22 protein-coding genes are annotated in these 26,654 nt (G+C 65.1%); 8 read left to right on the top strand and 14 right to left on the bottom strand.

Annotated elements, in window-relative coordinates:
* The first annotated feature begins 150 nt into the window (after positions 1–150).
* Together JOF29_RS35270 and JOF29_RS35265 are read left to right on the top strand one after the other, a co-directional pair.
* Positions 151–1,371, top strand: coding sequence for an ROK family transcriptional regulator (locus tag JOF29_RS35270; protein WP_209698685.1), 1,221 nt, complete (start codon positions 151–153; stop codon positions 1,369–1,371).
* Positions 1,372–1,551: 180 nt separating this feature from the next.
* The gene (locus JOF29_RS35265) at positions 1,552–2,223 is read left to right on the top strand and encodes an alpha/beta hydrolase family protein (RefSeq protein ID WP_209698684.1); all 672 of its coding nucleotides are present in this window, start codon (positions 1,552–1,554) and stop codon (positions 2,221–2,223) included.
* A 294-nt stretch (positions 2,224–2,517) separates the two neighbouring features.
* Here the strand turns inward: JOF29_RS35265 and JOF29_RS44940 are convergent, their stop codons facing one another.
* The 9 genes from JOF29_RS44940 to JOF29_RS35225 form a co-directional block, all read right to left on the bottom strand.
* Positions 2,518–2,640: a hypothetical protein gene (locus JOF29_RS44940; RefSeq protein ID WP_281067460.1), complete on the bottom strand. Its 123-nt coding sequence runs from the start codon at positions 2,638–2,640 to the stop codon at positions 2,518–2,520.
* A gap of 69 nt (positions 2,641–2,709) precedes the next feature.
* On the bottom strand, positions 2,710–4,254 hold the full coding sequence (locus tag JOF29_RS35260) for an alpha-L-fucosidase (protein ID WP_209698683.1): 1,545 nt from the start codon (positions 4,252–4,254) through the stop codon (positions 2,710–2,712).
* Positions 4,251–6,023, bottom strand: coding sequence for an extracellular solute-binding protein (locus tag JOF29_RS35255; protein ID WP_209698682.1), 1,773 nt, complete (start codon positions 6,021–6,023; stop codon positions 4,251–4,253). The genes JOF29_RS35260 and JOF29_RS35255 overlap by 4 nt, the downstream gene beginning before the upstream one ends.
* A 30-nt stretch (positions 6,024–6,053) precedes the next feature.
* A complete protein-coding gene (locus JOF29_RS35250) occupies positions 6,054–7,049 on the bottom strand; it encodes an ABC transporter permease (protein WP_245359765.1) in 996 nt (331 codons plus the stop codon).
* 5 nt (positions 7,050–7,054) lie between these two features.
* Positions 7,055–8,050: a carbohydrate ABC transporter permease gene (locus JOF29_RS35245; protein ID WP_307863852.1), complete on the bottom strand. Its 996-nt coding sequence runs from the start codon at positions 8,048–8,050 to the stop codon at positions 7,055–7,057.
* 362 nt (positions 8,051–8,412) lie between these two features.
* Positions 8,413–9,984, bottom strand: a complete 1,572-nt coding sequence (locus tag JOF29_RS35240) for a hypothetical protein (RefSeq protein ID WP_209698681.1) — start codon at positions 9,982–9,984, stop codon at positions 8,413–8,415.
* Positions 9,985–10,429: 445 nt separating this feature from the next.
* A complete protein-coding gene (locus tag JOF29_RS35235) occupies positions 10,430–11,278 on the bottom strand; it encodes an endonuclease/exonuclease/phosphatase family protein (RefSeq protein ID WP_209698680.1) in 849 nt (282 codons plus the stop codon).
* A gap of 35 nt (positions 11,279–11,313) precedes the next feature.
* The gene (locus JOF29_RS35230; protein ID WP_245359763.1) at positions 11,314–12,216 is read right to left on the bottom strand and encodes a GDSL-type esterase/lipase family protein; all 903 of its coding nucleotides are present in this window, start codon (positions 12,214–12,216) and stop codon (positions 11,314–11,316) included.
* Between the two features lie 256 nt (positions 12,217–12,472).
* Entirely contained in the window at positions 12,473–13,279 is an 807-nt protein-coding gene (locus JOF29_RS35225) for an alpha-L-fucosidase (RefSeq protein ID WP_209698678.1), read from the bottom strand.
* Between the two features lie 175 nt (positions 13,280–13,454).
* Between JOF29_RS35225 and JOF29_RS35220 the strand changes: the two genes are divergently transcribed.
* Positions 13,455–14,633 (top strand): ROK family transcriptional regulator, encoded by a 1,179-nt coding sequence (locus JOF29_RS35220; protein ID WP_209698677.1) that lies wholly within the window; start codon positions 13,455–13,457, stop codon positions 14,631–14,633.
* 162 nt (positions 14,634–14,795) lie between these two features.
* On the opposite strand, the gene JOF29_RS35215 is transcribed toward JOF29_RS35220, so the two are convergent.
* Positions 14,796–15,803: an acetylxylan esterase gene (locus JOF29_RS35215; RefSeq protein ID WP_209698676.1), complete on the bottom strand. Its 1,008-nt coding sequence runs from the start codon at positions 15,801–15,803 to the stop codon at positions 14,796–14,798.
* A 288-nt stretch (positions 15,804–16,091) separates the two neighbouring features.
* On the opposite strand from JOF29_RS35215, the gene JOF29_RS35210 reads away from it, so the two are divergent.
* From JOF29_RS35210 to JOF29_RS35195, 4 genes are all read left to right on the top strand, one after another.
* Positions 16,092–17,420 (top strand): ABC transporter substrate-binding protein, encoded by a 1,329-nt coding sequence (locus JOF29_RS35210; protein ID WP_209698675.1) that lies wholly within the window; start codon positions 16,092–16,094, stop codon positions 17,418–17,420.
* Positions 17,421–17,473: 53 nt separating this feature from the next.
* On the top strand, positions 17,474–18,433 hold the full coding sequence (locus tag JOF29_RS35205; RefSeq protein ID WP_209698674.1) for a carbohydrate ABC transporter permease: 960 nt from the start codon (positions 17,474–17,476) through the stop codon (positions 18,431–18,433).
* 103 nt (positions 18,434–18,536) lie between these two features.
* Complete coding sequence (locus JOF29_RS35200) at positions 18,537–19,331, top strand: carbohydrate ABC transporter permease (protein WP_209698673.1); 795 nt, start codon at positions 18,537–18,539, stop codon at positions 19,329–19,331.
* Between the two features lie 113 nt (positions 19,332–19,444).
* Positions 19,445–21,094 carry a glycoside hydrolase family 16 protein gene (locus JOF29_RS35195; RefSeq protein ID WP_209698672.1) on the top strand — a complete coding sequence of 550 codons (1,650 nt, stop codon included), beginning with the start codon at positions 19,445–19,447 and terminating at the stop codon, positions 21,092–21,094.
* 301 nt (positions 21,095–21,395) lie between these two features.
* Here JOF29_RS35195 and JOF29_RS35190 read toward each other — a convergent pair whose 3' ends face one another.
* From JOF29_RS35190 to JOF29_RS35180, 3 genes are all read right to left on the bottom strand, one after another.
* Positions 21,396–21,827, bottom strand: a complete 432-nt coding sequence (locus JOF29_RS35190; protein ID WP_209698671.1) for a transposase — start codon at positions 21,825–21,827, stop codon at positions 21,396–21,398.
* A 55-nt stretch (positions 21,828–21,882) separates the two neighbouring features.
* The gene (locus JOF29_RS35185) at positions 21,883–22,485 is read right to left on the bottom strand and encodes an IS110 family transposase (protein WP_209698670.1); all 603 of its coding nucleotides are present in this window, start codon (positions 22,483–22,485) and stop codon (positions 21,883–21,885) included.
* 330 nt (positions 22,486–22,815) lie between these two features.
* The gene (locus JOF29_RS35180; protein WP_209698669.1) at positions 22,816–24,399 is read right to left on the bottom strand and encodes a twin-arginine translocation signal domain-containing protein; all 1,584 of its coding nucleotides are present in this window, start codon (positions 24,397–24,399) and stop codon (positions 22,816–22,818) included.
* 267 nt (positions 24,400–24,666) lie between these two features.
* Here JOF29_RS35180 and JOF29_RS35175 point away from each other — a divergent pair, with 267 nt between their 5' ends.
* Positions 24,667–25,575 carry a LysR family transcriptional regulator gene (locus JOF29_RS35175; RefSeq protein ID WP_209698668.1) on the top strand — a complete coding sequence of 303 codons (909 nt, stop codon included), beginning with the start codon at positions 24,667–24,669 and terminating at the stop codon, positions 25,573–25,575.
* 52 nt (positions 25,576–25,627) lie between these two features.
* On the opposite strand, the gene JOF29_RS35170 is transcribed toward JOF29_RS35175, so the two are convergent.
* Positions 25,628–26,605: an ArsR/SmtB family transcription factor gene (locus JOF29_RS35170; protein WP_209698667.1), complete on the bottom strand. Its 978-nt coding sequence runs from the start codon at positions 26,603–26,605 to the stop codon at positions 25,628–25,630.
* Positions 26,606–26,654 lie beyond the last annotated feature (49 nt).

Here is a 26,654-nt window from a genome sequence, read left to right as displayed (position 1 = left end):
ACGCTCGCGATCGGTCGAGACGAGAGTTAATCAGTCGGCATCCTACTAGTCAATGGCGGAGTTCCGTACAAACGTGTGTGACGCGTCCGCCTCTGGCCCACTTCCGCGCAGATGTTGCGTAGGGTGTCGTCAAGACCGAAGGAGGGAACGATGACCAGAACTGTCGGACGCGGCGATCCGCGGATGGCGCGGCAGATCAACGACCGGGTCGCACTCGACCTGCTCGCCGACCAGGGACCGCTGACCCGAACGCAACTGCGGGAGATCACCGGATTGGCTCAGCCAACCGTCATCGATCTCGTCCGCCGCCTCACTGACAGCGGCCTGATCGAGGAGCTCGGACAGGTCGAGGCCGTCCGCCCCGGCCCACGTCCCGTTCTGTACGGATTACGCACCGGCAACCATCTGGTAGCCGCGGCAGACGTCCGGGACAACGAGTTGTGGGCAACTGTCATCGACGTCGCCGGCGGTCCACGGCACACCCTCAGCCGTGCACAGGACGACACTCCCCTGCCTGAGCAGATCGCCGGTCTCGTCCGTGAGGTTATCGCCGCAGCCGGACGGTCCGGCGAGACACCGGTCCACACGGTCGTCGGCCTGCCCGGCATCATCGATCGTGCGACCGGCGATCTCGGCTTCTCCTGGGACCTGCCGGAATGGCGATCCGGCATGTTGGACCCGTTGCGGGAGTTGATCGCCGGGCCGGTCGAACTCGTGACCGGGGTTCGACTCGTCGCACTCGCGGAGCAGCAGTTCCTGGACGTTCCCCCGGACACCCAGTACGCCCTGGTCTGGCTGGGAGTCGGCCTCGGCTTGACTGTGATCGACAACGGCCGCCCGTACCTCGGTGCAAGCGGCGCTGCCGGCCAGATCGGCTACATGCCCGTGCCCGGTGCGCCGGTGCCCCCGGTTGACCGAATCCCGTCCGCACCGGATGGCTTCCGTGGCGACTTCCAGACTCTGGCCGGCTCCCGCGCACTGCGCGACCTCGGCCGAACGCAGTACGGCCTCACCAGCCGTTCCATCAAGACGATGCTGACCCAGGCAATGCGCGGACAAACCCCAGAGGCGGACGCATTCCTCGACGAGGTCGCCCGTCGCATCGCGGTCGGCCTGGCTGCGATCTCCTCCGTCATGGATCCGGGCCTCTTCGTCCTGCACGGCGAGACCGGCGTTGCCGGTGGCGCCCATCTCGCCGCGCGGGTCGAGGCGCAGCTGCGGGACTGCTCACCCCTCGACTCGCGTGTCGTCGCGCCACGCTTCACCGACTGGCGCGATGCCGCTCTCGCCGGCGGTCTGCGCGTCGCCAAGGAACAGGGCCGCCTGCTGCTCTGGGGCAGCGATGGCGATCGCAGTCCCTCTACGGGCTAGCGGACAGACGCAACAGGAAGTGGGAAGATGTCAGATCAAGCAACTCATCTGCCGTCCTTGGACCCGGGGATGGCGCCCGCCGGCACTTACCAGGACCGGTATCCGATGTATGCGTCCACCGTCGGAGGTACCTGCGTCCGAGTCGTCACTCCTTCGAGCGGTACACCACCTGCATGCGGATTGCCGTGGATCTGGCGTGCGGAGTTCCTCGGTGCCTTCGACGACGCCGACCGAGCCCTACTGGACGCAGGGTGGCACCTTGTCCAGGTCGACGTGCCGGATCGGTACGGCGATCCGGTGTCGATGGCTGCCTGGTGGTCGGCGTACCGGACCCTGGTGGACGAGTTCGGCTTCCATCCGCGACCCGGGCTGATCGCCCTGAGCCGCGGCGGCCTGTATGCGATCGCATGGGCGTCGGATCACCCGGAGTGCGTCAGCGCGATCTACCTCGACAACGCCGTGTGCGATCTGCGCAGCTGGCCTGGCGGGCGGCCGCACGGATACGGCCGGGGCACCGGCGCACCAGAGCAATGGCAGGAGATGCTGAACGTGTTCGGCTTCGGCCCGGACGATTCGGACGCCCTTGCGGCGGCCAGCCCGATCAGCAAGCTCGCCCCGCTCGCCACAGCCCGGATCCCGCTCCTGGTCGTCTACGGCGATTCCGACCAGGTCGTTCCCGCGGAGGAGAACTCAGAGGTTCTCGTCTCCAGATACGCCGCCCTCGGTGGCCCGTCGACGAGCATCATTCGCCCTGGCGCCGACCACCATCCGCACAGTATCGACGACGCCCACGGCGGTCCCACCGTCGTAAGTGAGTTCTTCGAGTCAGCACGCCGCAACCACACCAGCTGACCTCCGGGTCTCCCATCTGTCGGCTGCGGCCGGAAATGGTGGAGCCGAGGTAGCTCGCCGGCTCATCCCGGACAACCCTGGCCGCAATCAGATCAAGGTGGCACTCACCGCCCAGACCAAATGCGGACGCGTCCCAGCCGTTGCTTCGCGCAACCAGCTCCAGCCGCTCGTCATCAGGGTCCCAGCGGACCAGGTCGAGATTTGACCACGCGGGTCGAGTGCCAGGTCGTGGTCCAGCCCTGGTTCGTCGACCGCCCGGTACGAAACCTGGTCCACCCGTCGTCCCCGACGTACTCAGCCGGGCTGCGGAGCCCGGTCCATCGGGCCGGCGTGCGGTGCGTTGGCGAGACCCCAGGTCGAATGCGCCGGAAGGCTGGCGATCAGCGGCGCGTTGAACTGCGGCGGATCGTAGAACATCGGCAAGGTGAATCCGGCGCCGGTGTACTCCTGGGCCGTAGGATTTCTCCTTCGGTCGGGAGCGGACCACTAAGTCGTACGGAATGTCAGGTCGAAAACAGCTGTGTAGAGGCTCGGCCGGCTGTGCGGTATCTCGAGGGACAGTCCCTGCTCGCCGACCGAGTGATGCACCGGTGCGTCGCTACCGATCAACCTCGCCGCCGCAGGTCCGGCCAGCCCGATCGATGAGCCCGTACCGAGCTGGGGCAGAACGATCTCACCTGGTCGCGGGTTGAGCACGAAGACGTACAGATGTCCGTCGCGCGTGGTGAAACGGACCTCGTCGCTCGGGTACGGCGGGCTGGCCAGCGTGCGCTCGATGAAGTGCCCGGACGGGTGCTCCTCCGCCCCGGCGAGATCGGCCTCGTCCACGGTTCGGGCGGATCGATCGGAGGCCAGGTTGTCGCCGTAGACATGCCACGGCTTGGTGGCGAAAATCGCCTCGCCGTGGATCGCGAGCCACTCACCCAGCCCATCCAGGATCGGCCGGTGATCATCGGGCACCCGGCCGTCCGGGGTCAGCTCGACGTTGAGCAGGAAGTTGCCGTTCTTGCTGACGATGTCGACCAGCATCTCGATCAGGGTTCGCGCGTCGTGCTTGATCGCCTTGTCGGTCTTGAGGAACCACGAGGTGAACGTCGAGGTGCCCTGCCACACGTCCGGCTGGAGGTCCTCCGCGGCACCGCGCTCGACGTCCTGCACGATCGCCCGGTCGCCCGGAATCTTCGCGACGACCACCCCGTCGAGTTCGCCCGTTCGGGTCAGGCGGCCGGAGTAGAACGCCCGGCAGACTTCCTTGCCGTGCTCGCCGTAGGGGAATCCGTGCCCGTCGAACCACAACATGTCCGGGCGGGCCTTCTCGATCAGTTCCTTGAGCCGCAGTTCCCACTTGTGCTGCATGTCGGCAACCCAGTCCGCAGTACGGCGCGCAGGTGGCGGCCCGTACAGGTCAGCCGGATCAAGCCCCTCCCACCAGGTGCCGGCCCCGTCCGCCGCCGTCAGGTTGCCGTCGTACGGCACGCCTGCCTTGGGGCCGGACGAGTCGGCACCGAAGGCGTGTTCGTAGAACATCAGCATGCGGTCGTCGTGCGAGCTGATCCCGAACGGCATCCCGATCCGGCGGCTGGCCGCCGCGAACTCCGCGATCAGGTCCCGTTTCGGTCCGACGTTGACTGAGTTCCAGGGCTGATAGGTCGAGTCGAAGTTGTCGAAATGGTCATGATGGTTCGCCAGCGCGACGAAGTACCTTGCACCCAGACCCGCGAAGTACTCGAGCAGGGCGTCTGCGTCGAGATTCTCCGCCTTCCACTCGTGGATGACGTCCTTGAACCCCTTCTCCGACGGGTGCCCGTAGGTCTTCAGGTGGTACGAATACGCGTCCGCACCCCAGGTCTGATCACCGACGTCCTCCATATACATGTGCCGCCCGTACCAGCCGCCGCCTTCAGCAGGCTGAGTCTGTGCACCCCAATGGACCCAGATCCCGAAGCGAGCCTCGGCGAACCACGCCGGGCAGGTGAACTTCTGCTGGATCTGCTCCCAGGTGTAGCGGGCCGGCTCCTCGGCGTGGGTCACTTGGAGGCCTTCATCGCATCGGACTGGATCTGCAGATACTTCTCCGAGCCGATCTGCTTGAACTTCTCCTTGTACCGCTGCCACGCGCCGTCGTCGTTGATGTCAAGCTGACCGAGGCAGAATTGAGCGGTCGACTGCGCAAGGTGGTTCGCCAGGTTGGTCTCCACTTCGCTCAGCTGAGATGCCTGGTCGGCCGTGTAGATCGGCTCGCTGAAGTACCGATCCTTGCTGATGGCAAACGGTTCGTACAACCTGCCGAACCGGTACAACGTGGGCTCGAGCGACTTGGCCGGGTCAGCGGACTGGCTGTGCCGGACGTCCACCAGATTGTTGATCGGCCCGTAGCTCCACCATCCGGTATTCTTCTGGTCCGGATCGACCTGTTTGGTCGCCCAGGTCGCCTGCCTGCCGTCGATACCCTTGTCGCCCTTCGCGGCCCAGCTGAAGGTGTTGTTCTTACCTCCCTGTGGGCCCTGCCACTGGGAAAGTGTGCCGTAGACACCGATCATGGCGTCGGCCCAGCGCGCCATCGCGACCGGGTCTTGGCACTTGCTGCTGATGACGAGTCCATTGCTGGCGTACGGCTCATGCCGCCACGGGATGTAGGCCTTGCCGTCCGGACCGGTCACCGGTGCCAACGGCGCCATCTTGTGGAACATGCTGTGGGGACTCGGATCGAAGTCGACGACGGTCGAGTAGGCGTAGTGCGCGCCGACCAGCGGCCCCTTGGCATTCATCAGCTTGCCCTTGAGCTGCGCCGGAGTCTGGGTGAAGGCGTTCGGGTCGATCAGCTTTTCGGCGAACAATGTCCGGATCCACTTCAGACCCTCGCGATAGCTGTCCTGCACGGGTGTGAACAGCAGGTTGTCGCCCTGCTTGTCGATGTAGTTCTCAGCCGGGTAGGTGAACGCCGATAGCAGGTAGTTGATCATGCCGCCGCCGTCCGCCCCGCCGATGGCACTTGGGCGAGCGTCGCTCATCGGGATCGTGCCGGAGAGGCCGGAGGGATTCCGATCCCGGAATGCAACCAGCATCGCGTGCAGATCGTCGCTCGTCTTCGGGTGCTCCAGGCCGAGCTTGTCCAGCCACTCCTGGTCAACCCACATCCGGACACCTGCGCTGAAGCAGTGGTAGCACTCGCTGGTGTAGCCGAAGCCGTACATCTTGCCGTCCGGTGCTGTGAGGTACGGACGCAGTTCAGGCCGGAACTTGAACAGATCCAGGTGTTCCGGGCAGTTCTCGTCGATCAGCTGGTCTGTCGGCATGAACAGTCCCTGCTGGCCGTACAGCGCGACCTCGGAGCGGGTGAAGTACTGGTTGAGCCCGTTCAGGAATGCGTCCGGGAGGTTGCCAGAGCTGATCATCGCGTTGATCTTCGGCCTCCCCTCCTCTCCCCCCGGCACGACGTCGTACTGAACCTTGACACCGGTCGCCTTCTCCAGCCACTGCGCAAAGCTGTTGGTTGCATAGTCCAGCCCGGGATAGGTGGGGCCGACCACGCGGAAGCTCTTCGAGCCGTCGGCGAACCTCTCGAAAGTCCTGACCCTGGGCGAGTCGAACGGATCCGGATATAGCACGCCCTCGACCTCGGGGCCGAGTTTCACCTTCAGCCCGGCGCTACCCGGCTTGTAGTTCGCGCCGGCCTTTGTTGCCTTGGCACCAGAACCTCCGCTGCAGGCAGCCAGTGCCGCAGCACCGGCGGCAGCCGTAGCGCCCGCCGCGGCGAGATTCCGGAGCATGCGCCGCCGGGTGAGCATTGGGTTGTACATGCCATGTCCTTTTTCGGTGCGGGGGATGCCTCAGAAGAGTCCGGCCTTGGCGATCCGCCTGGCCATCTGGTTGACGATCACGAGCAGGAGCACGCCGACCACACTGTTGAACAGACCGATGGCCGTCGCGTAGGAGTACTGCGGAATCGGGGCCTTGAGCCCGACCTGGTACACGTAGGTGCCGATCACCTGGGAGACGTCGAGATTGAGCGGGTTCTGCATCAGCAGCACCTTCTCGAAGCCGACGTTGAGGATGTTTCCGATGTTGAGGATCAGCAGGATGACCGCGATCGGCAGGATCGCGGGCAGATCGAGGTGCCAGATCCGGCGCAACCGGCTCGCACCGTCGACCCGGGCCGCTTCGTGCAGTTCCGGTGGCACCGAACTCAAGGCTGCGAGGTAGATGATCGCGGAGAAGCCGGCGGTCTGCCACACGCCCGAGAACACGTAGAGGTGCCGGAACCACCCTGCCTGGCCCATGAAGTTGACCGATGGAGCACCGAACAGATTCACCAGGCTGTTGACCGCGCCGGCCTGCGGATCCAGCAGCATCACCATGATGCCGACGACCACGACGACCGAGATGAAGTTCGGCGCGTAGGTGATCAACTGCACCGCCCGGCTGAAGTACTTCTGCCGAACCGCGTTCAGCACGAGGGCGAGGATGATCGGCGCCGGGAAACCGACAGCCAGTTCGTACAGGTGCAGAATAAGCGTGTTCTTCAGCACCAGTCCGAACTGGTAGCTGGTGACGAACCGGGTGAAGTGCTCGAATCCGACCCACGGGCCACCGGTCAGTCCGGTCGCCGGTGAGAAGTCCCGGAACGCGATCTGTACGCCGTACATCGGCCAGTAGCAGAAGACGAGCACCCAGATCAGCGCCGGTGCGAGCAGTACGTAGAGACGCCACGCCCGAAGGATCCGCGTTGCCAACGGCAACTGCGGTTTGACCCTCCGTCGGCGCCGTTGACGGGCGTTGTCGTCGACTCGCAGGGTGTCGACGAAGTTGGTCGTCGGTTCAGCCATCGTCGTCAGCCTTTCAGCGAGCCGATCATCATGCCCTTGACAAAGTGCTTCTGCACGAAGGGGTAGGCCACCAGAGGTGGAATGGACGCGATGATGATCAACGCGTACTTGAGCTTCCCCGCCAACTGTTGCGCCTGGACGAGCCGGCTCGGGTCGACGTTGGTGAGCTTGGACGGGTCGTAGCTGTTCTCCAGCAGGATGTTCCGCATCACCAACTGCAGCGGGTACAGGTGCGGGTCATTGAGGTAGATCAGCGCGTTGAAGTATCCGTTCCAGGTGGCCACCGCGAACAACAGGCAGTTCACCGCGATCAGTGGCTTGGCCAGCGGGACCACGATCCGGAAGAAGAAGCCGAAGTCCGTCGCACCGTCGAGCTGGGAGCACTCGAGCAACTCCTTCGGCACCGTCACCTGAAAGTAGGTCCGGGTCATGATCAGCTGCCAGACACTCATGCAGCTGGGAAGCACCATCGCCCACATCGTGTTCAGGATCCCCAGCCGCTGGATCACCAGGTAGAGCGGAATCATCCCGCCCGAGAAGAGCATGGTGACGACGAAGAGAACCATGAACAACCTGCGCCCCGGCAGGTCCGCCCGCGAGAGCGCGTACCCGCCGGCGATGACGATCGCCGTACCGAGAACCATCACCGAACCCGAATAGATCAACGAGTTCACGAACCCGCGGACGACGTCCGGGTAGTGCAGGATCGCCAAGTAGGCATCCAGGTTGAACCCGACCGGCCACAGCACGACCCGGCCCGAGTTCACCGCGTCCGGATCGCTCAACGACGCGCTCGCGATGTAGACGAACGGATACACGATCGAGACCGCAATCGCACTGAGCACCACGATCGAGACCATGTTCAGAAGCCGATCCGACCGCGGCTCGCGGATCTTGCTCGCTCTGGCTGAGCCCTGCGACGTTCGGGAGGTCGCGCGCGACCGATGCTCGGCGTCGTGTGGCATCGCGGCTACCGGTTCGGAGCGCTCCTGCGTCTTCACCTATCACAACTCCCTGTCGGCGGTCCGCGCGTTGCAGCGGGTGCCGAATCCGGTGCTCGAATTCGGTAGCTAGACCTACTCAATGAGAAATATTAACTAGAGTTGCGTAATTTGACCGGGGTCGTCAAGAGGCTGCATCGCCGCTCTGCTTCGATCCTGGGCGTGCTTCGACGTCCCCTCGTGCTTGATGCCGCACCGGTCTGTGGCTGCCGCCGTGCCGGGCGGGACCGTCGTGATGCCGATGATGTCCCGCACGCTGCGTGGTGAGCGTCCACATCAACGGCCACCGCGGCGGCCAGGGTCCTTGACCTGACGCTTGCCTTCCCGGACCCCGGTCGCCCGCTCGATCGCCGCCTGGGTGATCAACTCCAGATGAAGAGCGCCCCCCGTCCACCGCCCAGTTCGACGTCGAAAGTGAACCTCGACTCTCCTGCTCGCTGAAGCCGGACAAGCTCGGCGTGACTGTGGCCGCCATCGATCTGATACAGGCCATGCGCCAGACGGGACTCCTCGGCGCCGAGGTCCAGCGTGACTCGGATCCGCTGCCGGGTGTCGATGCTGCGGCCGCCGGTGCCGGTGGAAGACGTTGAGTCGATGTTTGGTTGGGTCAGAGCGTTGACCAGCATGAACGCCGAACCATCAGAGTCGACCCAGTGATTGCGCTCGGCGGCTCGTAGCCCGGGCAAAGTCTGGAAGCTGCCGATCAGCACGTCGCCGGGAAGCCCGCCGTTGGACCCACCGATATTGGTCACGTCGAGTCCGCAAATCCGGCTGCACGGATCCGCTCCTGCCGTCCAGTCCGGGACCTGACTCTTCGGCGTCGGTTTAGGGGCTGCCGGATCATACGATCCGCGCTTGATGCTGACCTCATTGGTCTGCAACCGGACCAGGTACGGGCTGAACCGCTGCATCTCGGCATTGAGTGCGGCGTACACGTCGTAGATCGGCGTCAACCGCCCGTCGGAGTCGTTGAGCAAGAAGACATTGGCGGGACTGGTTTGCCAGGTCCAACGGAACAGATTGAGGAGTTTGGCTCCCATCGCCCAACTCACGTACGGCACCACTGCCAGCTGCGACTCCGACAGGATGTACGGTCCCGCGGGTCCGGTGTAGCCCTGGGTGTACTGGCCGAAGTTGATCGGATACGCACCGGTGCCGTCCAGACCCTCTCGAGCCAGCCGGCGATAGCGATAGGTGCCATCGTAGAGAGGAGTGACGCTCCCATTGGAAAACTGATTGATCCGGGAGAAGTAGTACCGGTCCCAAGACAGCAGGTCGGGGTGACAGGTCTGGATATAGTGACGCAGTTGGTCGTCGGTCCACTCGTTGGTCCACTGGTTGTTGTAGACCAGGGTATCCGGAGATTGCTCGCGCAACAGGTCGTAGTACTGCTTCAGCCACCCGACCAGGTCCTCGGAGTATCGCTCCTCGTCGCCGAAGCAGGCGGAGAAGAAGTTGTCCCGATCGGCACGCATCGTCGGAGAGAGCAACTGCTCACCCGGTTGCGGCGGGCCGACGATCCCGCCGCTGCTCGGTGGCTGTCCCTGCTGCTGCCGGCCGGCCGGGAACTGTGCGGCGGCCCACAAGCGCGTATCCAACCGCCGTTCGTAGTCTGTGCTGTACATGTCATCTGGGCCTGCGGTGTAGTAGCACGGGCCAGTGAAGCCAGAGCCGTTGAACTGCTCTGCACTGGGATACGGCAGCGCGGCTCCGGTGGCGGTCGTCGCGTTTGGCGTGGCGATCCACGCCAGGTGCTGCAAGCCACGTTCGAGGAACGCACGATCACCAACGGACAATCCCGACGGCTGTGGTGATGCCGCAGATGGATCCGCCATCGCACCCGCGAACGCAAGTCCGGTAGCTGCGGCCACAGAGCCCTGTAACAACCTGCGCCGACTCAATCCGAGGGCGCCTTTCGGTCGCTCAACGTTCATACTGCCCTTCTCCGATCTCTTGCTCTCTGTGGGAATGAAAGACCGCGCGCGCCTTCGCGCAGATGCATGTCGCGCGTCTCCTCGCATCCGTTGCTGCGACTCAGCGAGGCAAGGCCGACCGGCATTGCTCTCCGCTTCGCGGTGTCCCTCGTGCCGATTGAGATACCTCGGTGCGGCACCGGCAGTTCGGTGCAATCGCACTGAGCACCACGATCGAGACCGTGTTCAGACGCTGTCCGAGCGTGCCGCGCGGATCGTGCCGGCCTGTCCCGCGCGTTCCCCGCGACGTACGCGATCGGGTTCAGCGTGATTTCGGTAGTTAGACCTACTAAATACGATTAGGCATCATCGTTACGTAATTGATCGAGGTCGTCAAGAGGCTGCATCGATGCCGTGCCAGGTGTGCGCGCGGCAGGGTGCGGCGCTTTGGTAGGCATAACAACGTTCAGATGCCCAAGGTGTACGTGGCCTGCACCGGGAAGTGGTCTGAGACCGCTCGGCCCAGGTGGTAGAAGTCGACCACCTCCGCACCGCGTACCCGGACAGCGCCCTTTGAGAACTGCACGTCGAACCCGGTCGCCACACGCACAAGCTGTTTCGACACATCCCACAGGCCGCCGTAGCTGAGCGAAGCAGGCACCGGCGATGTAGCGGGCATACCTTGCCCCAGAGCCGCCCATGCGTCACAGAAACCACGGCCGGCCATCGCGTACTGTGCCGGCGACACGTCGTTGAGGTCGGCGCTGAAGACTACCGGTCCGCCCGCCGCGAGGCGGTCCAGATGCTCGCAGATCTGGCGGGCTTGCGGCACCCGGCGGTTACGCAGGTCGTGGAGCTCCGCCGTATCGCCTTGCCAGGTGAGGTGCGCCGTCGCGACGACGACATCACGGTCGGGCCCGGTAAGGGGACGCAAGCGAACCCAGAACAAGCCGCGATGGTCCCCGAGTTCATCGATGTCTTCGACCCCTTGGCCCTCGCACTCGAACAGATCTGCACGCCACCAGATGTTGCTTGCTCGTTCCCAGCCGGGATGCGGCCCCTCTGCCCGCCGGTGGCCGACCAGGGACTCGTCGATCACTTGCCGCGACCAGGCCGTGAGTTCCTGCACACAAAGCACATCTGGCCTGCGAGCCCGCATCAGGGCGGCCACCCCCTCCCGACGTTCGTCCCAGTGGTTGGAGCCCCAGAGGTTCATCGTCATCACTGTGAACGTCGTAGGTCCGAGCGGGCCGTCGTAGATCTCCAGTCGCGTCGCGCGTGACTCGTGCTGGGAGTTGGATACCTTCTGGTTCACGTGTTCTTCCTCCTCGTTCCGCCCTTACAGCGCGATCAGACCGGCTTCCCGGCCCCGCCAGTCGACAGGTATCCCGCGAGTCTCGGCGTCAGCCGCGATGCGATGAGCTGGTAGCCCGCGGCGCTCGGATGTACGTCGTCGCCGTATAGCGCGAGCGCGTCGGACGCTGACAGGACTGATCGTCCGTCGACCAGGTGGAGAGCATGATCGCCGCGGTCGACCAGCGACCCGACTCCCAGCGACACGCAGGACCGGACGTCATCCAAGGTCATATCGACGGCGTTCAGCTGCCCTTCTCGCAGCGGCGCCACCAGCGGAGTGATCACGACGATCGGTGTGCGGGGGTGTTGTCCTCGCACGGTGGTCAGAAAGGCCTCGACCTGTCCCGGAAGGGTGCGCCCGCTGAAGGTCCCGCTGAGGTAGATGTTGATGCCGATGCAGAGCGAGATGAGATCCGCGGGGGTATCCCGGATCGCCCTGGCCGCGACCGGGTCGAGGTGGCATTCGCCCCCGAGGCCGAGAGCGAACGCCTCCCAGTTGTTCGCCCGTGCGACCAGAGCGGGCCAGGTCTCCGACGGCCCCGGAGCAGCTCCGCTTTGGGTGATGGAGCTGCCGTACGTCGTCCAGCGGACTCCGTCTCGCCGCAGCGGAACGGCCGGCGCGTCGAAGGCGAGGTCACGGACCGACGCTTTTCCGAGGTGTGGCAGCCAGACGTCGATTTCGGAGCTCGTCCCGGGCAGATCGACCTCGACCAGTTGCTCACCCTCGACGACCCGGCGGCGCGAGCGCAACGTGCCGTCGACCAGCACATCGATCGATCCGATCGTGCCCTCAGGCACCGGGTCTCCGCGGATCTCGAGCCGCAGGTGACGCGCCGCAGTACGCCAGCGGCCGTGCACACCCGCCGGCGTACAGGCCCGCGACCAGAGCGCCGGCATCGGAGGACGTTTCGCCCGGTCGTCGGCGCCGTGCCACCGAGCTAGGTCAGGGTTCTCACCACGAGGATCCAGTCGCCAGAAAGTGGTCCACCCCTCGTCGTCGGTCGATTGGTGGTGGAACCCTTTCCAGGCGGAGGCCAATTGGACGGTCACGCAAGACTCCCTAACGGCGACAATGAGGTTGAAGCAACGGGCTGCGGCACCTGGCGTGGTGTCCCGCATCAGGTGGGACCGACCGTCTTCCCGGCGCTCAGCATCAGATCGAAGACTGCGGTGTAAGGACTCCCCCACTCGGCGGGACCCTGAGCGACAGCCCGTTGTCGTGGACATGGTGATCGATGACAGCTTCGCTACCGATCAGGCGGACTGCTGCTGGCCCTTCCGGCCCGAGCGGTGAGTCCGGGCCGAGGGCAGGCAGCACGAGCTCGCCCGCCTCCGGGTTGAGGACGAAGACGTACAGATGATTGTTCCGGGTGGTGAAGCGCACCTCGTCGTGAGGATAGGGCGCACCGGCCAGCGTCCGTTCGTTGAAGTGCCCGTCAGTGTGTTCCTTTGCCCCGGCCAGGTCCGCGTTGTCGACGGTCCGAACCGCGGTGTTCGCCGCCTGGTTGTCTCCGTACACGTGCCACGGATTACTCGCGAAGATCGCCTCGGCGTGTGTGCGGATCCAGGCGCCCAGGCCGTCGAGGATCGGACGATGATCGTCAGGAACTTTGCCGTCCGGCGTCAGCTCGACGTTGAACAGGAGGTTGCCGTTCTTGCTGATGATATCGAACAGCATCTCGATCAGCGTGCGCCGCAACTCCCACTGCTGCTCCATCCCGGCGATCCACTCGTCGGTAAGGCGACTGGGCGGAGGCCCGTAGAGATCGGCCGGATCGAGCCCGTCCCACCAGGTCCCCTCGCCGTCGAGCTCGGCCGCCTTCCATTCATGGATGACGTCCTTGAATCCCCAGTGCACCCAGATACCGAACCGGGCCTCAGCGAGCCACGGCGGACAGGCGAACCGCTCCTGAACCTGCTCCCAGGTCAACTCGTTCCGCCCGGGCGACGGGTTGTGCATGCCTTGATCCCGTCCTCCGCGGAGTGCCCCGTGGCCGCTCCGATGAGAGAATTCGATAGCAAGAGTTATCGAACGATGCGGATCCGTCAAGAGCTCGGGTCCAGCCAACGGGGGCCATTCTGGGCAGGTTCGGGATGTTTGAATAGGCCCACCCACTTTTGGTCAGGAGCCGCGGATGAAGGTGCCCCAACTCTCGGTCGAGGTCGTCCGGGCAATCAACGACAGGGCTTTCCTCGAACTACTGGCCGATCACGGGCCGCTGACCCGTGGCCAGATCGCCCAGGCTGCGCAGTTCTCCCGGCCCTATGTGCTCGAACTCACCGACCGGCTCGCCGCGCGCGGGCTCGTCGCACGGCAGGGCACCAGGGAGAGTGCTCAACGTGGACGGAAGGCCGCCTTGTACGGGCTCCCGCCGGATCTCGGACTGTGCATCGGAGTGGACATCGCCCTGGACGAGATCCGCGTTCGCCGCGTGGTTCTCGGCAGCTCACGCCGTAGCGACACCAGTACGCCGATCATTCCGGGCGTGGATCTGGTCGACCAGATCGTCGATGCCGTCGGGCTGACGGAGCAGGACCGGCAGTTCAAGTACCTCAGCAGTGTTGTCGGCCTTCCTGGCTCGGTCGATCCGGTCGGTGGTGACATCATCTTCGCTTGGGACCGGCCCGACTGGCCGGCCGGTGCTGCCGCGCGAATTCGCCGGCATCTGGGCCCTGACACCGCGTTTGAGAACGAGGTCAACCTTCGCGCAGTCGCCGAGCATCGTCAGGGCACCGCGCAGGACGTTGACTCGTTTCTCTTGCTGTCGTTGGGCATGGGCGTCGGTTCGGCCTTGATGCTCAAGGGACGGATCCTGCGTGGCGAACACGGTGCCGCGGGCGAGATCGGCTTCCTTCCGGCCAGCGCCGAGCCGGTCCCGATGCGCAGACTGGAGAGGAGGATCGCGAGCTACCAGACGGTGGCCGGCGCGGTGGCTCTCGCCGGTGCCGCGGGGATGAAGCACGATCCCACGTACGCGTGGACCAAACACCTGCTGTCCCTGCGGTCTACCGCTCCGGAATGGCGGGCGATCGCGGAGCAGATAGCCGTCGGACTGCTCGCGATGGTCAGTGTCGTCGATCCCGGATGCATCGTCCTTGCCGGCGAGGTAGCGAAGATGCTCGGCAGCGCGCTCGTCCAGCCACTGACCTCTGTGCTGACTGACCACCTGCCATGGGGAGTCGACCTGCGGGTGTCGCGGCTCGGTGACAGCGCAGTGCTCGCCGGTGCTGTACATGAGGCGTCTCGTCGCCTTCGGGACGCAGCTTTCGGCGTGCCGAATCTCCAGGGCGCCTCCCTCCGCGGCCTGCACTGACGAACCTTGGGGCCAGCACGGCGGCCGTCAGGCGCTCGCCGGGCCGCTGCGGACCATGTGGCAAACAGGCCCAGGAGAAAGCTCGAACGGTTCGTCGCCGTCGCCGTCGATGATGCCGATGGGGCGGTCGTCCAGCTGGCGTGGTCGATGACCCACGATGGTTCAGCGCGCCGCGACCCGTTGGAAGAACTCCGCCTGTGCGAGCGTCTGATAGTCGCCCCCGCCTTCGTGTCCGTTGTGACCGTAGACCTTGATCGTCTTCTCCACCTCGGGCGCGGCAAGCGAACCGTAACGATTGAAGGCGGCGTACACCGACGAGGGTGGGCACGTGAGGTCCATGAGCCCGACGGAGAACAGCGCAGGCGCCTCGGCGCGCTGCCCGAGAAGGGCGCCGTCGAAATAGGACAGCGTCCGGTAGACCGTCTCCTCGCGGTCCCGCCACGCCGCCAGATACTTGGTGACTTCGTTGTACGGGTGCGTGTCGACGAGGCGGATCGAGCGCGGGAAGGCGCACAGGTAGGGGACGTCGACACCAACTCCGCGCAGGCTGACCCCGACGTGACGAGCGAGCGCTGCGGCCGCCAGAGCGATTCCTCCGCCCTGGCTCGCTCCGTGGACGACGATCCGGCCGGCGTCCACGTACGGCAGCTCGGCGGCGGCGGCGAGCACGCGTGCCGCATCGACGAATACACGTCGGTAGAAGAACGTCGCCGGATCTTCCACACCGAGGGTGAGATAGCCGGGTGCATGCGGAAGTCCCGCGGCGACGTCAGGGTCAGGACTGCCCGAACCGGGCCCACCGGAACCGCTCCCCTGGCCACGCGTATCGACCGATAAGTGAGCGTATCCTGCCACAGCCCAGAGCAGGTCGGTATGGGGAAACGCACGGCCCCGGGTATGCCCGTGGTAGGTGACCACGGCCGGTCGGGGCGTGTCCGCCCCGGCAGGCACAGTCAGCCAGGCCTTGATGGGAGCGCCTCCGTATCCCGCGAACGTGATGTCGTACGCATCGATCAGAGACCACGGTGTTTCGACCCGCTCTGCAGTCACGGCGGACGGATGGGCATTGGCGTGCATGGTGCCGGACCAGAACGCGTCGAAATCGGTCGGTTCGGGAAGTGCTCCGCGGTAACCGGCGAGTTCGTTCAATGGGAGGTCATATTGGCTCAACGGTGATCCTTCGAAGGTCAGGAAATGACGACACGTAACCCGGCAGTGGCAGTGATTGGCAATCGGCCGCGGCGCACTCACCGGGCCAGGGCCGTCGTACACCAGTGTGCAGGACTCCACGCGCCCCCGGATCGCGTTCAAGACCTGATCTGTCCTATGACCCCTATAAGCCGAAACCACCTTCCGCACCCCGGCACCGACATGTGAGCGTGCACCTGTTCGGCGGGCAGCGAGGCACCCGAGATGGTTCGCGACGCCGGACAACCCTGAACACGAGGAGTGCCTCACATGTCACGACCCCTCAGTCGCCGGTTCATCATCGCAACGGTTCCCGTCGCTGTCGCGTCGCTTCTGCTCTCCGGATGCGGAAGCCTGATCAGCGGTTCCGAATCCAAGTCGTCCGCCGGCGCACAGTCCTTCACGTACTGGTCCAGCTGGAGCGAAGGCGAACCACAGCAGAAAGTTCTCGCCAAGGCGATCGGAGAGTTCACCGCTGACACAGGCATCAAGGTCGATGTCCAATGGGTCGGCAGGGACAACTTCAAGAAGCTGTCGCCTACTCTCAACGCATCCACGACGCCCGTCGATCTCGTCGACGGTGCCCAGCGCAACATCAAGTCCGTCATGGTCGATACCGGCAGCGCTCTGGACATGGGCACGGTCTTCGACTCGAAAGTTGATGGCGAGGACAAGACCGTTGCCCAGGTGATCCCGAAACGGTATGCCGAGCTGATCGAGTCGAAGGGAAATCCATGGATGGTTCCCTACGAGGTCGCGTCGTCGGCATTCTGGTACAACAAGGCCAGACTCGGCGACGTCGCCGGACACGCGCCGGAGACGTGGGCTGACCTCGTCTCGATGCTCCAGGCGTCGAAGGACGCAGGCCGGGCCCCGTTGGCGCTCGACGGTGACATCGCGCCGTACAACCTCTACTACTTCGCCGAGCTGGCGGTGCGCGAACTCGGGGCCGGCGGTCTCAACAAGGCCGCGAGAGACAAGACCGGTGAGTCCTTCAAGTCGCCTGGAATGCTGAAGGCCGCGCAGCACGTCGAAGAGCTCGTCAAGAAGGGCTTCTTCGCGCCGGGGTATTCCGGCAGCAAGTTCCCTGCGCTCCAGCAGCAGTTCGCCGCGGGCAAGGCCGACTTCATGTACAACGGCTCCTGGATCCCATCGGAGACCGCGTCGTACCTCGCTCCCGGATTCCAGTTCGGATCGTTTCCCATGCCCTCCACGCAGCCGGGCGGAGACGACTCGGCTGAGGCGTACCTGATCGGCTTCGCCGTTCCGAAGAAGGCTGCGCATGCCTCGGCCGCCGAGAAGTTCATCAGCTACTTCCTCAACAAGGACAGGCTCGCTCCGATCGCCACCGATGCCCAGAACCTCACCCCTCGTGACGACATCCCGGCGCCGGCGGCTCTCGCGAACGTGAAGAAGGCGCTCGACGCATCGAAGACGCTGCACGGTCAGTTCGACGGAGTCGTCGACGACTACAGCGACTGGACGACCAAGGTCCTCCAGCCGTTGGACAACGAGCTCATCTTCGGCAAGCGCGACGCCCAATCATTCGTCGACGAGCTCGCCAAGCAGACGAAGGACTACTGGGCGGCCCACGGCTGAACCCGTTGTCGCGTCCAGAAGGCGTGCTCCAGCACTCTCCAAAGGAACCAAACATGACTCTGACCGAGACACCTGTGGACGTCGTCGCGCATGGTTCCGGCAACGTGCCGAAGGGTCCACGGGTGAACCCGCTGGACCGTGGGCGCAAGCGGCTGTTCGGGTGGTTCGTCGCGCCCGCCGCGATACTCTACGCCGCGTTCCTCATCGTTCCGGGACTCGTCACGCTGTGGATCTCGGTCAACAAATGGCCAGGAGCCGGCCCGATGACGTTCGTCGGCGTCGGCAACTACCGTGCCATCTTCAAGGATCCGACGTTTGTCGCGTCGTTCCGGAACACCCTGACGATCCTGTTCGGCGTCGGCATCGTCACGTTCCTGCTCGCGTTCGTCATGATGCTGACGCTGCGAGACCTCCGCGGACGCAAGTTCATCCGGATGGTGATCTTCTTTCCCAACATTGCTCCCGGCGTGCTGCTGGCCATCGTGTGGGGGTTCCTGTTCCAGCAGAAGGGAATGATCAACCAGGCACTCGGGTGGCTGGGCGTCGCGCATCCTCCCGCGTGGCTGGCCGAGGACACCCTGTTTCTGGTGGTCATGGCCGGACTCGTCTGGATCAGCACCGGGTTCTACACGACGATTCTGATGGCGGCTGTCGACAGAATTCCGCCGCATCTGTTCGAGGAGTGTGAGCTCGCCGGCGCTACCGCGTTCCAGCGCCTCCGCTACGTCATCTTGCCGCTGACGTGGGACGTGATCGGGGTCGCCTCGATTCTGTGGACGATCAGTTCGATCAAGATCTTCGAGTTCCTCTACGCCTTCGCCGGTGGCGCCGGCTATCTGCCGCCACTGAAGATCTGGAACACCTCGATCTATGCGTACGCGGAGGCGTTCGCCGCGGTCGGTACTCCGAGATTCGGGACGGCCGCTGCCACCTCCGTCGTGATGATGGTCCTGGTGATCGCCGCGGTCGGCCTGCTCGGTCGACTCTTCCGTCGCGACCCCATCGAACTCTGACGAGGAGTCAACTGTGACCACGCTCAAGGCAGTCCCTGCCACGGATCGCCGTTCGAACGCGGCCGGCGCGGTCTCGTGGGTGCTCTCCCACCTGTTCGCCATCATGACCTGGCTGATCGCACTGTTCAGCATCTTCGTGCTGGCGTGGATCGTCCTCGCTGCCTTCAAGACGACAGATGAGATCTTCAGCAGTCCGCTCCGGTTGCCCGCCGTCTGGCGATGGCAGAACTTCATAGCGGCATGGAACGAGAGCAACTTCGGTGTCGCGTTCCTGAACACGCTCGGCCTCGTCATCGCGACAGCGGCGGCGACGGTCCTTCTGGCCGCACCTGCGGCCTATGCGCTCAGCAGGTTCCACGTCCGTGGAAGCCGGTTCATCACTGCGGGCTTCGCTATCGGCCTCGGCATCCCGGTCCAACTGGTCGTGCTCCCGCTCTATTCCGCACTCAGCAGTGTCGGTCTCGTCAACAACTTTGTCGGACTGTGGCTGATCTACGTTGCGACGTCGATGCCGTTCGCGGTGTTCTTCCTGACCGCCTTCTTCGGTTCCCTTCCTCGAGAGATCGAGGAAGCCGCATCCCTCGACGGCGCCTCACCCGTCCGAACCTTCTGGACGGTGATGCTCCCGCTCGCGCGCTCCGGCATCGTCACCCTCGTCATCCTCAACGTGATCGCCCATTGGAGCGAGACGACTTTTGCGCTGGTCTTCATGCAGACGACCGTCAACGAGACGCTTCCTCTGGCCCTGCTGAAGTTCCTCCAGCGCCTGCAGTACACCGGCGCGGACTGGGGCCAGTTGTTCGCCGGCGTCGTCATCGTTCTGCTCCCGATTCTGATCATCTACGTGTGGCTGGGCCGGCGAATCATTGAGGGACTCACTCTCGGCGCCGGGAAATGATTCGACGAAAGGATGAGTAAGTGCGAACTGCCAAGAACTGGCGTCGCTGCCTCGCGGCAGCGGTTGCGGTCTTCGCTCTCCTGAGCGGTACCGGAACGGCAGCGGTCGGCGCCATGACGGACACGACCGAAACAGCTCACGCCGACACCGATCCGCTGCCCAGTTCGGACCCGTCGAACAGTGGGAACTGGGTCTACTCGCATGCCTATTCCGACGAATTCCACGGCACCCGGCTCAACCCGGCCAAGTGGCAGGCGATGCCACTCACCTACACCCCCGTCTGGCGCTGGGATGCGAGTGACGTGAGCGTCGGAGGAGGAAACCTCGGGCTGCGCTCGGAATACAAGCCGAATGACTCGTTCAACCAGACCGTCTCGGGCTGGCAGACCGTCAGCGCGGACGGTTCCTGGTCTCCGTTGGCCGACTACATCACGACCGACTGGCACCGCACAGGGTCGTCGGCGCTCGTGCACTACAACTACTGGAGCTATCACGTTACGACACAGCAGGTGGTGACCGGTCTGACCGACGGCACGTACACCTTCTCCGCATACGTGTGGACGAGCGGTATCAGCGCCAGCGAGCAGTCGCACTCACTCGTGGCGAAGGACTGCGGATCGGCCGCAACGTCGACGCCCATCCCCGTCGGAACCGGAGGATGGCAGCTCGCAACGCTCAGCGGCATCTCCGTGGTCGGCGGCAGTTGCACCGTCGGCGTCGAGAGCCAATCCGACCATCAGGGGTGGGTGCGGATCGATGACGCCAGCTTCGCCCCCACCGGCAGCTCGACGAATCTCCTGACCAATCCTGGCTTCGAGACGAGAACGATGACGCCGTACCAATCCGGCGGAATCATTAGCCTCGACACCGCGAAATACGGCTACTTCGAAGCGAGAATCAAAGCGTCATCGACCGCATTTCCCGGCACCTGCCCGGCATTCTGGCTCGAGCACATCGACCCGGTCTGGGGCAACGAGATCGACATCGAGGAGATCGGGCAGCGCACAACCACTCCCGGTGATGTCAGCATGACCGACCACAATTGGAAGTCGCCGACATCCACTACCCTGACGAGTCACACGGCCGACTATGTCAGCCCGACAAGCCTGAACGGCTCCTTCCACACGTACGGACTCGAGTGGGCTCCCGGATCCCTGAAGTTCTACGTCGACGGAGTGCTGCGGCGCAGCTACTCCAGCACCGACTACGACCAGACCGGCCTCAACATCATCCTCTCGCAGGGCATCCGCTCGCCGTACAAAACGTCTCCGACGGGCACCGGGTTTCCCGCGGACAGCCAGACCGCTTACATCAGGGTGTGGAAGAAGGCAGACATGCTCGTCGAGGACTCCAACGTGGTCCGCGGCGCGGGCGGTACTCAGGTGCCCGGCGACGGAATCGGTGAGAACCTCTTCCGCTACTCCGGGACCTGGACGGAGACGAACGACAGCAGCGCCAGCGGCGGCACGACGCACTCGGCCACGGTGGCCGGGCCGACCTCGAGCATGACGTTCTACGGGAACGGCTTCTCACTCCTGGGGGCAAAGGCGCCGAGCTACGGGATGGCTACCATCTCGATCGACGGTCACGCGCCCGTCTTGATCGACGAGTACGCGGCTGGACCGGAGGCACAGCAGATCGTCTACACGTCGGACGCTCTCAGGCCAGGGCGGCATACGGTCACGATCGCTCCGACCGGAACGAAGAACGCCGCGTCGTCGGACACGAAGTTCTCGATCGACGGACTGCACATCTTCAACTGACCGACTGATATGTAGCGGTCTCCTGTCAATGGGCAGGGTGAGACGCCCGTCCTGGTTTGTGCAGTGGACGGGCGTCTCTGGCGTCGTCGGCTGGTTGGTGGTGAGCGTGTCGTTGGCGACGCGCGGTCAGACTGATATGCGCGGGTTGGTTACCGCAGGACGGGGTGTTCGGCAGGAGCTGGCCGCGTGTCTAGAGTCGAGCGTCGCCGTGGTGGTGCGCTGGCTGCTCATAGTCGGTTCGCGGGTCGCTCCACGCGCTGCTTCCACCACGGTGGTCGACGAAGCCGGTTTGGGGGTGGATTTACTCCTCGAGGACGGCCAGGGACCAGCACCAGCCGGCCAGCTCGCGGGCGATCGCGACGTTGGCGACCACGTGTCGCTTGCGGCGTTCGCGGAACGTGTTCCACCGGGCGTGCAGCCGCTGGTTGCCGGCGTGTCCGCGTGCCCGGGCTGCCGGTGATGCGAGTTCCCAGCGGTCGCGCATGGTCTTTCCTGCGACGTAGCGGGCGCGGTGGTGCCAGGCGGCTTCGATGAGGAGTCTGCGGACGTGGGTGTTGCCGGTCTTGGTGATCGGCCCCTGCACCCTGGATTGCCCGGATGAGGACTCCGAGGGCACCAGACCGACGAACGCGCCGATGGTATTGCCGGTGAACCGGTGCCAGTCGCCGATCTCGACCGCGAGCGCGAACCCGGTCAGGGTGCCGATCCCGCGCAGGCATCCCAGCCGCCGCACGAGCGGGGTGAACTCCGACGTCGCGGCGAGTTCGGTGATGGCGGTGTCGAGCCGGTCACGGCGGGCCCTGGACGGTCAGTACGGCGTCGTATCCGGATTCGAACGTCGTCCGCAGCACCGGTGAGCCGAACTCCCGGCCGATCCGGCGCAGCCACGCGTCGTGCGCCCCGGTCCAGGCCTGCCCGCCGGAATAGACGAACCCTTGCCGCAGCAACAGTTTCGACAACCGATGCCTGGCCCGCATCAAATCACCGCGGGCGTCTTCGCGGGCCCGGACCAGGTCCCGGGCGGTCTCTTGCTCCACCGTCGGAACGGACACCGCGACGTACTCGTCCAGCCGCAACAACCGGGCCAGATGCACAGCATCCTTGGCGTCGGTCTTCACCCGGTCACCCGAGGGCCGCTGCAACTTGCTCGGCGCGACCACCTCACACCGGATCCCTACCGCTTCCAGCGCGCGGGATAGCCCGAACCCGGTCGGCCCGGCCTCATACGCCACCGCGACCGGACCCTCCAACCGCCTCAACCACGACCGGATGTCGTCATGCGACGGCGTCAGCCTGACCTGGACAAGCTCACCCGTCACACCGTCGATCGCCGCCGCGACCACCGATCGGGCGTGCACATCCAGCCCCACACTCGTACGCTCGGTAAACACCGGGGCCTCCCACAAATGTCGGATAGGCCGAGCAGGCAGCCCCTACTCGGTAACCCACGAATCTTGTGAGTGAGGCCCCGGCCCGCAACCCCGCCACCACGACGGCGTCACGTCATACCGTCTAGAACGGACACTCTCATGAGAGCCAGGCAGGGGCGTGCAACCCGCCCCTCCCTGGCCGGAACGCATGGACCGCCCACCTGCTGTCCCTGCGGACGACGGATCCGGAGTGGCCGACGATCGCGGAGGAAACAGCGGTCTGACCGGGGGTCGTGGCGCGAGCACGGCGGCCCGGTCCAGCCGCTGGCCGGGCAGCCGTGGACTGTGGGGCTAACGCCAGATGAACAAGGTCCCCTGGCCCCCGCCCAGTTCGACGTCGAACGTGTAGCTCGACCCGCCGGCCGGCTGCAGTTGGACCTCCTCGTCGGGCCGCCTCTCGGCAGGTACCCGATAGAGCCGGCGGTGCCGACCGGAAAGGTCCAGCGTCACCCGGATCCGTTGCCGGGTGTCGACACTGCGACCTCCGGTGCCGGGCGAGGACGTCGGGTCGCTGTTCGGCTGGTTGAGCGCGTTGACCAGCATGAACGCCGAACCGTTCGGGTCCACCCATTCACCACACTCGGCAGCGCTCAGCCCGGGCAGCGTCCGGAAGCTGCCGACCAGCACGTCGCCGGGCAGCCCGCCGTTGGCGCCGCCGGTGTTGGTCACGTCGAGCGCGCTGATGCAGGTTCCAGGATCTGTTGTGGCGGTCCAGTCCGGGACCTGGCTCTGTGGCGTCGGCTTCGGTGCTGCTGGATCGTACGAGCCGCGCCGGATGCCGACCGTCGAGGTCCGCAGCCGAACGAGGTACGGGCTGAGCCGTTGCATGTCGGCGTTGAGCTGGGCGAAGACGTAGTAGTTGGGCGTGACCCGGCCGTCTGGGTAATTCAGCAGGAAGATGTTGCTCGAACTGGTCTGCCAGGTCCAGCGGAACAGATCCAGTTGCTTGGCACCCATCGCCCAGCTCACGTACGGCACCACGGCCAACTGCGACTCGGACAGCACATACAGGCCCTTACTGCCGCCGTACCCCTGGGTGTACTGACCAAAGTTGATCGGCTGCGCGCCGGTACCGTCCAGTCCTTCCTGGGCGAGCCTGCGGTAGCGGTACGTGTTGTTGTAGAGCGGGGTGACGCTACCGCTGGCGTACTGGGCGGTGAGGGAGAAGTAGTAGGAGTCCCAGCACAGCAGGTCCGGATGACAGGTCTGGAGGTAGTGCCGCAACTGATCGTCGGTCCACTGGTTCGCGTACTGATTGTTGTACACGAGTGTGCCGGGAGACTGCTCGCGCAACAGGTCGAAGTACTGCCTCAGCCACCCGACCAGGTCCTCGGAGTAGCTCTCCTCGTCGCCGAGGCAGGCCGAGAAGAAGTTCTGCCGGTTGGCGCGCATCGCCGGCGTCAGCAACCTCTGACCGGGTTGCGGCGGACCGACAGTCGGCCCGGACTCAGGAAACTGCGCCGCCGACCAGAGCCCTGCATCGAGCTGACGCTGGTAGGCCTTGTCGTACATACCATCCGGGCCGATGAAGTAGTAGCACGGCGCGGTGAAGCCGGAGCCGTTGAACTGCTCGGCGTTGGGAATCGGAATGGGCGTGGGCTCTCCGGTGGGGAAGTCCGATCCGCCCGCGATGCCGAGCCACGCCAGGTGCTGCAGGCCGTGCCGGAGGAAGGCGCGGTCACCTGGGGAAACCGAACCGGCCGACCCCGGAAGCGGACCACCAGCGCCGGGGCGAGCCCAGGCCTGTCCGACGGTGCCGCCAAGGGCGATGCCTGCTGTGCCGGCTGCGGCGGCCTGCAACAAACGGCGCCGGCTCGGCCGGACGGATCCACGAGAGGTGGTCGACTGATTCGAGGACTGCGTGTGCTGATCCATGCAATGGACTCCTCGTTGCCTAAGGACTCAGTCGTCACGATGGCCCGTTGACGCAGATCGCCCCGCAGCGACCGTTCATCGCTGGTGTGGTTGCGCTGATCCCGTGTCGCAGGACGGACGACCGGTGACGATCGACAGATTGTCGAAGGTTGCTGATCAAGCGTTCTCCTGGACGTGCTGACGGTCAATGCGCAGTGGGCTATGGGCCCATAGCCGATGGGCTCGCCCGGAGCTGCGGGCTACGAATGCGCGTCGTATCGTGTCGGCATGGCGGTCACGCTGCAGCAACTGGAAGTCTTTCGGGTAGTGGCGCGGAACCTGTCGTTCTCGCTGGCCGCCCGCGAGGTGTACACCTCGCAGCCCCATGTCTCCAACCAGATCCGCAAGCTGGAGGAGCACTATCGGGTGCCGTTGTTCATCCGGTCCCGTCCGGGCATCTCGCTGACCGAAGCGGGGACGGCCCTTTACGAGCGGATCAACAGCATCCTCGCCGACATCGAAGAAGCCGAGCAGGTCGTCCAGCAGTTCCGGGGTCTGCACCGCGGTTCGGTCCGGCTGGCCGCGACGTCGACGGCGGGCAATCACATCCTGCCCGCGATCGTCGCCGACTTCCTGCGCAGCAACTGCGAGATCGTCGTGACCATGAACGTCAGCAACACCGAAGACGTCTGGGGGCTGGTCGAACGCGACGAAGCCGAGGTCGCCGTCACCCCGCTGCGGCCGCTGACCCGGGACCTTACCTGTGAGCCCTTCTTCGCCGACGACCTCGTCGTCGCCCTGCCGCGCGACCGTGCGGCCGCGGATCCCATCACCGTCGGGGAGTTCGCGACCCTGCCGCTGGTCGCCCGCGAGGACGGGTCGATGACCAGCGTTGTGATGCAGGACCTGCTCGAGCCGTACGAGACCAATGTCGTCGCACGGTTGAGCGGTACGACGGCGGTGAACGAAGCTGTCGCCGCCGGCGCGGGCGCATCCCTGGTTCCGCTCAGCTCGATCCGGGTGTGGCGCGACGCCGGCCTGGTGACCGTCCGCCGGCTGGTACAGGCCACTCCACGGCATCACTATTTCCTGGTGCATTCACACAGCCGCTACCTCACCCCCGCAACCCGCGCGCTGATCGATCACCTCCGCGACTGGCAGAACGGGGCCGACTGCAACGATCAGTTGAGCCGCTGACGCCCGCGTCAGCCCGAGGCCTGCGGCCATGAAGCACCCGGGGTGGCGCGGCTCAGGACGCGGCGCAGAGAGTGTCGCCCAGTCTGGTGCGCTGGTAGAAGACTTCGCGACCGCTGCGGTGCCGACTGATCAGGCCGCTTTCGAGTAGCACCTTGAGGTGTTGACTGACGGCGCCGGGTGCCATGGCAAGGCGGCGAGCCAAGGTACTGGTGGTGGCAGTGTCTTCGAGAGTGATCAGCAGCCGGGCGCGTGTTTTGCCGATCAGCGCGTCGAGTGCGTCGGTGGTCGGTACGACGTCGTGCGACCAGACGGTCGCGATTCCGCTGGCCGGATACACGAGATTGGGCTGGTACGGCTCAGCCATGATCGAGGTGTCCGGCCAATGGAAGACGCTGGGCACGAGGATCATCCCGTCTCCGCCGACCGGGCCGCTGCGGCTCCAGGCGCGGGTGCGGACACGGAGCGTACCGTCGCGCCAGGCGATATTCGGGTGCAGGTCGTTGAACATGGCGCCGGCTCCGTCGCGGGTGAGTTGGCGGGCGCGGCGAAGGATCTCGGATTCGAACAGACCGCGGATCTGTGGCCAGAACTCGTCCAGTGCTGCGTCCCAGTACTGCCGTAGCTGGTCAGTGGCACGGAGGACGCCGGCGGCGGGATCGGCGAGGAACTCTTCGACGATCGGAGATTCGGCGGCAGGCACGCGGGAGGCTTCGGCCACGGCCTCATCGAGGCCGACGGCCGCGATGAGGTCGAGCTCCGCGGCGATGTCGGGGAGTGGTCCTGTTGGGGGTGGGGTGAGGAAGTCGACGAAATAGGCACCGAGTGGGACGAGCGCGAACAGCAGCCGCAGATCGAGCTCCGCAAGGCGGGGCCGGACCGCCTTGACCCAAGGCAGGTGTAGCGCCTGCCGGCCGGGATCCTGCAGCAGGCGCAGGCTGGCAACCGCCTCCGCCGCCGGTGAGAAGGCGAAGCGCAGCCGGGCCAGATCGGCCGAGGTGAAGTCGAACTCGGCCATCGAGGATTCAGTCACGAATGAAACTTTTCGTGGTTCGCCGCCCGCACGTCAAGGTCGATCCATG

Origin of the sequence: Kribbella aluminosa (genome assembly GCF_017876295.1) — a bacterium.
GTDB lineage: Bacteria > Actinomycetota > Actinomycetes > Propionibacteriales > Kribbellaceae > Kribbella > Kribbella aluminosa.
This window is presented reverse-complemented; position numbering and strand designations above follow the sequence as displayed.